This is a genomic window from uncultured Slackia sp., assembly GCF_944321625.1.
Lineage (GTDB): Bacteria > Actinomycetota > Coriobacteriia > Coriobacteriales > Eggerthellaceae > Slackia.
On sequence record NZ_CALUMA010000046.1, the window covers coordinates 1 to 3,174 of the forward strand.

Genomic DNA, 3,174 nt, shown 5'->3' on the forward strand with positions numbered 1-3,174 from the left:
AGGAGCAGGGGCTTTCGCATATTGCGTTCACCAACCACGATACGACGCATGGCTTGGCCGAAGCGGCTCGCTTGGCAGAAGAATCCGGCGTGCGCGTGATTGGCGGCATCGAGATAAGCGCGTACGACTTCGAACGCGACCGCAAGGTGCATGTGCTGGGTCTGGGGCTTTCCGAGGATGCTCCCGCGATTGCGGCGCTGTGCACGCCAACGCTTGAAAAGCGTGATGCGAATACGCGGTGGCAGCTGGAGCAGATTATTCGTGCCGGATACGACGTGGATATGGAGGCCTTCGAACGCCTGTCCAGCGCCTCCACGTGCGCCTACAAACAGCACATCATGGCTGCGCTTATCGACGAGCCTTATGGCACGCCGGCCTATAAGGCGCTCTACAATGCGCTCTTCAAGGGCGGCGGCATCGCTGATCGAGATATCGAGTATGTGGACGCGCGCGATGCGGTGCGTGCCATCGTTGAAGACGGGGGCCTGCCCGTGCTCGCGCATCCTGGTCAGATGGACAGCTGGGATTTTGTGCCCGAGCTTGTGTCGTGCGGCCTATCGGGCATCGAGAAGTACCACCACGACCACGATGCGGCCGACGAGGAGCATGCGCAGAATCTTGCCAATCAGTTCGGCCTGTTCGTAACCGGCGGTTCGGACTATCACGGCACCTTCGGCAAGCCCGCTCACCTCGGAGAGCGCTGGATCGAAGGGTAAAACCTGCAATGTGGGCGCAGAAAGAAGGGGCGATATCGCATCGCCCCTTCGATTTTTTTGCTTGATGTGGCGGATTATTTAGAACGCAGTGGGCGCCATGAGCACTTTGCCGGTGCCGCGGTAGACGTTCACCAGGCCTTCACCCGACGCCGCCGACCCGATGAGCGACTTGCCGGAACGCTCCACCGTGAAGTCGAGCGAGCCGCTCCAGGCAAGTGCCATGTTGCCGTCGATCTTCACCACGTCATTGTCGAGCGTGATTTCGATAAGCTCTTCCTTGGGGCAGGGCGATTCGATGGCCAGCGCGCCGTATCCCTGAAGGCCCAGGTTGAAGAGGCCTTCACCGCCCGCAACGGCAGAGGAGATGTTGGAGCGCATGATGGTCTGGTGCTGCAGGCTGGAATAGCAGGCCAGGAAGATGCCGTCATCGAGCACGATGGAGTTGCCCCAGTTGGCAACATCGATCAGGATGATATAGCGGTACGTAGGCTCGAGCACCATGATGCCGGTGCCCTCGTATTCGGGTTTGATGGCGCTTTCCTTGGTCACCGCGCCGCGCAGCGCCTTGGTGAACAGGTCGCCCGCGCCCTTGACGCCGGACGACAGACGCACGTCGCCCGCCATCCACTGCATGGCGCCCGCCTGCACGGTGATGGGCGCCTGGCGCAGGTCGCACACCACCTGGCGGCGACGCACGTTCATCTCGCTGGCGAAATACGCGGTGATGGCCGTCTCGGCGTTCACGCTCAAGTCGCGCTTCCATTCGATGACCTTGAAGGTTCCCAGCTCGTCAACGACGGTGACGTCATCGTTCTCGAGGAAATTGCTGATGGTGAACATTCCTACTCGCTTTCTCTTCGCCCTGCGGCACGTGCCGCTTTCTGCATGCGCATATCATACGGCAGAAGAACTCCGCACTTCGTCAGCGTTCGGGGATTTATTGCCCTGAAGGCTCGCCGCATGCAAAATTCTCGAAAAACGTCAAGCATGCGCGAGCGGCGGCAAACATCGCCGAGGGGAATCATTGAACGAGGGGATCTGGCGAGCGTGATGGATTCCTGGGGGAGGGGATGGGGTATGCCATCGCATCCTGGGTTTTACGCGGTTTTGGCTCGATTTCGCGTAAAACCCCGGATGTTGATCGGGGCATGGGGTCTGGAATGCGCTCTGCGTGACGCGGCGGTTTCGATTTCGTAACGAAGCTTGCCACGCGGCGATTGCGGAAACGGGCGGCACCGCGGCTCTGGTAAGATTGGCGTGCCGACGCGTTCGAGATTCGAAAGGGAGTGGGGCGCATGGGCATTCTGATAGCCGTGGTGATTGTCGCGGGCGTGCTCGGGTGGGTCATCGTGAAAAACGACGAGCTCTCGGGCCTTGGCCGCACCGTGCGTTCGGGTTCGTTCCGCTCGCCCCATGGCAAGCTCGTGCACGTGAAGGCGCTCGGCGAGCTGCCTGCCGAAGAGCCCTGGCCGCAGCGGTTCAAGCGGTGCTTCCCGCTTGTGTCCTGCGTGGCCTTCGTTATCGTGCTCATCGTGCAGTTCGCATTCATTCAAGCCGGAGCGACGTCCGATTGGATGGACATCCTTGGCAGAGTGCTGAATTCGCCCTTGCCTGCGGCGGTGATTGCCGGCGAGGCGCTGATTCGCCTCCATGATGGGCTGCGCCTGCTTCCCGCCTATATCATTGCGCTTCTGGGCGCGCTCGTGATGCAGGCCGTGCTTATCGCGGTGTTCTCGGTGGTGGCATGGCTCATCTCGCTAGCGAGCTTGGCGGGCGCTGCGGTGGCTTTGATGTGGACGGTCGTGATGTTCGCCTCGCCGTTTGCGTTCGCGCTGGGTGCGGCGCTCGCGGTGGCGCGCACGGGGCGTATGGTCAAGTTCCGCCGCCGATTTGCCGATGGATCGGAAAACGACATCGAGGTGTCCACCAACAGTGTTGCTTACGGCGCGTATCGCGAGATGATGGATGCGAAAGCGGCCTAAGAAAGAAAAGAGGCCGAAAGGCCTGTCGATAGACGGTGCGGTGCGAATGACCGCGGTAAGGAGAACATCATGGGAATTCTTGACGATTTGAGCAGCGCGTTCAGCAAGGCGCAGGCAGGCGCTACGCGTTTCGCCGACTCTGCAAGCCTGAAATTCAAGCTGGGCGAGGCGGATCGCAAGCGTCGCGACTACATGGCACAGCTGGGTGAAAGCCTGTACAGCATGGTCTGCAACGATCCTGCCCTGAAAGCGGGCCGCGAAGAGATTCTTGCGGGCATTGCGCAGTGCGAGGCCGACAAGGCGCAGGCCCAGGCGGAGCTTGACCGCATCGCCAAGGAGGCCGCCGAGGCAAAGGCTGCCACGCTCGTGTGCCCCACCTGCGGCAGCGCGCTGACGCAGGGCGCCGCCTTCTGCTCCACGTGCGGAACGAGGATCGCTGTCGTCGAGCAGCCGTCCGCCGCTGCGCAGCAGCCTGT

4 protein-coding genes are annotated in these 3,174 nt (G+C 61.6%); 3 read left to right on the forward strand and 1 reads right to left on the reverse strand.

The genetic code is table 11. From position 1 onward, the window contains the following. The coding region (locus Q0J60_RS04045; RefSeq protein ID WP_294438964.1) for a PHP domain-containing protein at positions 1-716 on the forward strand (716 nt) is incomplete at its 5' end. A 78-nt stretch (positions 717-794) separates the two neighbouring features. Here Q0J60_RS04045 and Q0J60_RS04050 read toward each other — a convergent pair. Further along, the gene (locus Q0J60_RS04050; RefSeq protein ID WP_294438965.1) at positions 795-1,556 is read right to left on the reverse strand and encodes an AIM24 family protein; all 762 of its coding nucleotides are present in this window, start codon (positions 1,554-1,556) and stop codon (positions 795-797) included. A 455-nt stretch (positions 1,557-2,011) separates the two neighbouring features. Between Q0J60_RS04050 and Q0J60_RS04055 the strand changes: the two genes are divergently transcribed. Together Q0J60_RS04055 and Q0J60_RS04060 are read left to right on the forward strand one after the other, a co-directional pair. Next, positions 2,012-2,698 (forward strand): hypothetical protein, encoded by a 687-nt coding sequence (locus Q0J60_RS04055; protein ID WP_294438966.1) that lies wholly within the window; start codon positions 2,012-2,014, stop codon positions 2,696-2,698. Between the two features lie 69 nt (positions 2,699-2,767). Beyond that, positions 2,768-3,174, forward strand: a 407-nt coding sequence (locus Q0J60_RS04060) for a zinc ribbon domain-containing protein (protein WP_294438967.1), incomplete at its 3' end; no start/stop codon positions are given.

What these genes read in the sequence shown, in the direction of transcription:
- Q0J60_RS04055 (WP_294438966.1), top strand. Translation starts at nt 2,012, where the DNA reads ATGGGCATTCTGATAGCCGTGGTGATTGTCGCGGGCGTGCTCGGGTGG.
- Q0J60_RS04050 (WP_294438965.1), bottom strand. Translation starts at nt 1,556, where the DNA reads ATGTTCACCATCAGCAATTTCCTCGAGAACGATGACGTCACCGTCGTT.